Source organism: Micromonospora sp. NPDC048843 (assembly GCF_040649965.1).
In the GTDB taxonomy this organism is placed as follows: Bacteria; Actinomycetota; Actinomycetes; order Mycobacteriales; family Micromonosporaceae; genus Micromonospora; species Micromonospora hortensis.
In genome coordinates this window covers 1-3,858 of the sequence record NZ_JBEZGJ010000325.1, presented here as the reverse complement: position 1 = coordinate 3,858, position 3,858 = coordinate 1, and the positions used below count along the sequence as shown (strand labels likewise).

General features: G+C 72.6%; 3 protein-coding genes and 1 pseudogene. All 4 read left to right on the top strand.

The annotated features are described in order from the left end of the window. Positions 1-214 (top strand): annotated as a pseudogene (locus AB0C20_RS35545) (hypothetical protein); the annotation flags it as partial. Positions 215-300: 86 nt separating this feature from the next. Further along, the gene (locus tag AB0C20_RS35540) at positions 301-1,248 is read left to right on the top strand and encodes a 4-(cytidine 5'-diphospho)-2-C-methyl-D-erythritol kinase (RefSeq protein WP_357191001.1); all 948 of its coding nucleotides are present in this window, start codon (positions 301-303) and stop codon (positions 1,246-1,248) included. A 120-nt stretch (positions 1,249-1,368) separates the two neighbouring features. Next, a complete protein-coding gene (locus AB0C20_RS35535; RefSeq protein WP_357569655.1) occupies positions 1,369-3,174 on the top strand; it encodes an ABC-F family ATP-binding cassette domain-containing protein in 1,806 nt (601 codons plus the stop codon). Positions 3,175-3,274: 100 nt separating this feature from the next. Next, complete coding sequence (locus tag AB0C20_RS35530) at positions 3,275-3,730, top strand: DUF4383 domain-containing protein (protein ID WP_357191006.1); 456 nt, start codon at positions 3,275-3,277, stop codon at positions 3,728-3,730. Positions 3,731-3,858 lie beyond the last annotated feature (128 nt).

Genomic DNA, 3,858 nt, shown 5'->3' with positions numbered 1-3,858 from the left:
GGTGACAGTGGGCGGGGTGAGCGTCGCCCGGGCGCAGTTGGCCGACTACGACCGGGTCTGCGGGTTCCGGCTCACCGATCGGCTGCCCGCGACGTCCGCCGCGGCGCTCACCGCCGCCGGCGTCGACCCCGGCGCCCGTGGGGAGTCACTGACCGTCGAGCAGTTCGCCGCCATCGCCGCGTCGGCTCCGGTCGGTACGCCGGCCGGGAAGTAGGCTGACGCGGTGCCCGCCCAGGACGCTGAGGAGCTGATCGTGGCCAAGCCGTTCGACATCCGCCTGCGCGTGCGGGACATCACCCCGTGACCGAGGCCTGGCGACCGGACGACGACGAGCGACGTGGGGCCATCGGCCCGGTGCGGGTGCGGGTGCCCGCGAAGGTCAACCTGCACCTCGGGGTGGGCCCGCTGCGCCGGGACGGCTACCACGAGCTGAACACGATCTACCACGCCATCTCGATCTACGACGAGCTGACGGCCCGCCGGGGCGACACCCTCGCCCTGACCATGGAGGGTGAGGGCACCGGCGAGCTGGCTCTGGACGACACCAACCTGGTGATCCGCGCCGCGCACGCCCTCGCCGGGTACGCGGGCGTGCTGCCGCACGCCCGACTGCACCTGCGCAAGCAGATCCCGCTCGCCGGTGGGTTGGCCGGTGGCAGCGCCGACGCCGCCGCCGCGCTGGTGGCCTGCGACGCGCTCTGGGGCACCGGGCTGTCCCGCGACGAGCTGGCCGGCATCGCCGCCGACCTCGGCTCCGACGTGCCGTTCCTGATCTACGGTGGCACCGCGCTGGGCACCGGCCGGGGTGAGGCGATCAGCCCCGTGCTGGCCCGCCCCACCTCCTGGCACTGGGTGGTGGCGATCGCCGACGGTGGCCTCTCCACCCCGACCGCCTACCGGGAGCTGGATCGGCTCCGCGACTCCGGTGCCGCCGGCGCCCCGCTGGGCAGCACCGACGCGCTGCTGGGCGCGTTGCGCCAGCGTGACCCCCGGGTGCTCGCCCGTACGCTCGGCAACGACCTCCAGGACGCCGCGCTGGCCATGCGCCCGGCGCTGGCCGACACGCTGAAGGCCGGCGAGGCAGCCGGCGCGCTCACCGGCATCGTCTCCGGCTCCGGCCCGACCTGCGTGTTTCTCGCCGCCACCGCGGCCGACGCGGAGCGGATCGCCGCCGAGCTGACCGCCGCTGGCGTCTGCCGGGAGGCGCGGGTCGCGCACGGTCCGGTAGCCGGCGCCCGCGTCGGCTGACGACGCGTTCCACCGGAGCTGCTGGCGCGCGGCGCGGGCGTTCGGGGCTTCCGCGTACCCTTGGGGCAGGCGTCCAGGTGCCCGCCGGCACCGGGACGCCTTGATCATGAAGGGTGGAACGTGGCGAACATCGTCAATCTGGACCGGGTGTCCAAGGGGTATGGCGCCGCCGGGCGGCTGCTCACGGACGTCTCGCTCGGCCTGGACGACGCCGACCGGATCGGCGTGGTCGGCCTCAACGGCGCCGGCAAGTCCACCCTGTTGCGACTGCTCACCAAGCAGGAGGACCCCGACGACGGTCGGGTGACCCACCGCCGTGACCTGCGTGTGCTCTGGCTGCCGCAGCAGCTCGCCCTCGCCCCCGAGGCCACCGTCCGGGACGTGGTGCTCGGCACCGCCTGGCTCGCCGAGGGCATGGGCGCCGAGCACGAGTGGGCCGGCGACTCCGGGGTGCGGGCCATCCTCGACGGCCTCGGCATGCCGCACCTCGGCCTCGACCAGCCGGTGGGCCCGATGTCCGGTGGCGAACGCCGCCGGGTGGCGCTCGCCGCGCTGCTCGTGCGCGACTCCGACCTGCTCATCCTCGACGAGCCCACCAACCACCTGGACGTCGGCGGGGTCGACTGGCTGGCCCGGCACCTGGTCGGCCGCAAGGGCGCCCTGGTCGTGGTCACCCACGACCGGTGGTTCCTGGACGCGGTCTGCACCAACACCTGGGAGGTCGCCGACCAGACCGTCCGCGCCTACGAGGGTGGCTTCGCCGCCTGGACCCTCGCCCGCGCCGAGCGCGAGCGGGTCGCCGCCGCCACCGAGGCCCGCCGGCAGAACCTGCTCCGCAAGGAGATCGCCTGGCTGCGTCGTGGCCCGCCCGCGCGGACCTCCAAGCCGCAGTTCCGCATCGACGCCGCGAACGCGTTGATCGCCGACGTGCCGCCGGCGCGCGACACCATGTCGTTGCAGCGCATGGCCACCTCGCGGTTGGGCAAGCAGGTCTACGACCTGGAGAACGTCGAGCTGCACGCCGGTCCGAAGGAGATCCTTCGCGACGTCACCTGGCTGGTCGGCCCCGGCGACCGGATCGCCATCCTCGGTGCCAACGGCGCCGGCAAGACCACGCTGCTGCGGATGCTCGCCGGCATCACCCGCCCCGATGGCGGTCGCCTCGGCACCGGCTCCACAGTCCGGCCCGCTTTCCTCTCCCAGGAGCTCACCGAGCTGCCTGGGCACCTGCGGGTGCTGGAGGCGGTGGAGGAGGTGGCCCGCCGGGTTCAGCTCGGCGACCGGGAGGTCTCCGCTTCGCAGCTCGCCGAGGTGTTCGGCTTCGACGACCGCCGTCTCTGGACCCCGGTCAGTGACCTCTCCGGTGGGGAACGCCGCCGGTTGCAGATGCTGCGGCTGCTGGCCGGGGAACCCAACGTGCTGCTCTTCGACGAGCCCACGAACGACCTGGACACCGACACCCTCGCCTCGCTGGAGGACCTCCTCGACTCGTGGCCCGGCACGATCATCGTGGCCAGCCATGACCGGTACCTGATCGAGCGGGTCACCGACACGGCGTACGGGATGTTCGGTGACGGCCGGTTGGTGCACCTGCCGGGTGGCGTGGACGAATACCTCGCGCGGACCGCCGAGCGGGCCGGCTCTCCTCGGGCGGGCGCCACCTCGACCTCCGCGCCTGGTGTCCCCTCGGGAGGTGGCATGTCCGCCGCCGAGGTCCGTCAGGCCCGCAAGGAGCTGACCCGGCTGGAGCGGCAGCTCAGCAAGCTCGACCAGCGCGAGACCACGCTGCTCGATCAGCTCGCGGCGGACGCCACCGACTACGCCCGGGTCGCCGAGTTGGACACCCAGCTCAAGGATCTGCGCGCCGAACGGGAGCGGATCGAGGAGAGCTGGATGACCCTCGCCGAGGACCTGCCCGAGAGCTGACCGGCCGGGCGCGCCGGCCCGGGCCCCGTGTGCGGCGTCACACCACCACATGCGAGACAATCGTCGGCGACACCTACCCCACGGCGTTGGAGACACAGACATGGCACACACCCCCGTCAACCACCCCGCGCGGCCGATCTACCGGGCGATCGGCGGGCTGACCGGTCTGTACCTGGTCGTCTTCGGTGTGCTCGGCATCGTCGCGAGCACCGGCAACGAGATCCTCGCCCAGGACGACACCCGGGTCCTCGGTCAGGGCACCAACCTTGGCTTCTCGCTGCTCAGCGTGCTGCTCGGGATCGTCGTGCTGGTCGGCACCGCGCTCGGCCGCAACATCGACGTGGCGATCAACCAGTGGCTGGCGTACAGCCTCATGGTGGTCAGCCTGGCCGGTCTCGCGTTCATCCGGACCGACGCCAACATCTTCAACTTCAGCATCACCACTGTGGTCGTGGTGATGGCGGCCGCCCTGGTGCTGCTCATGGTCGGCATGTACGGCAAGGTCGGCACCGAGGATGAGGCGGAGGCGTTCCAGAAGGCTCGTCTGGTTCTCTGAGCCCTTTTGGTTGCGGCCGTGGGTTTTCGCCGGAGCCCGAGCTGCTCCGGGCGGTCAGGCTTGATCCCTGCGCAGCTCGGGCTCCGGCGTGGCCCGACTGACCCCGCAGATCAACTAACAGGTGGAGC

Bases quoted from the DNA above. Each gene is read 5' to 3' on its own strand.
- AB0C20_RS35530 (WP_357191006.1), top strand. From the start codon at position 3,275: ATGGCACACACCCCCGTCAACCACCCCGCGCGGCCGATCTACCGGGCG.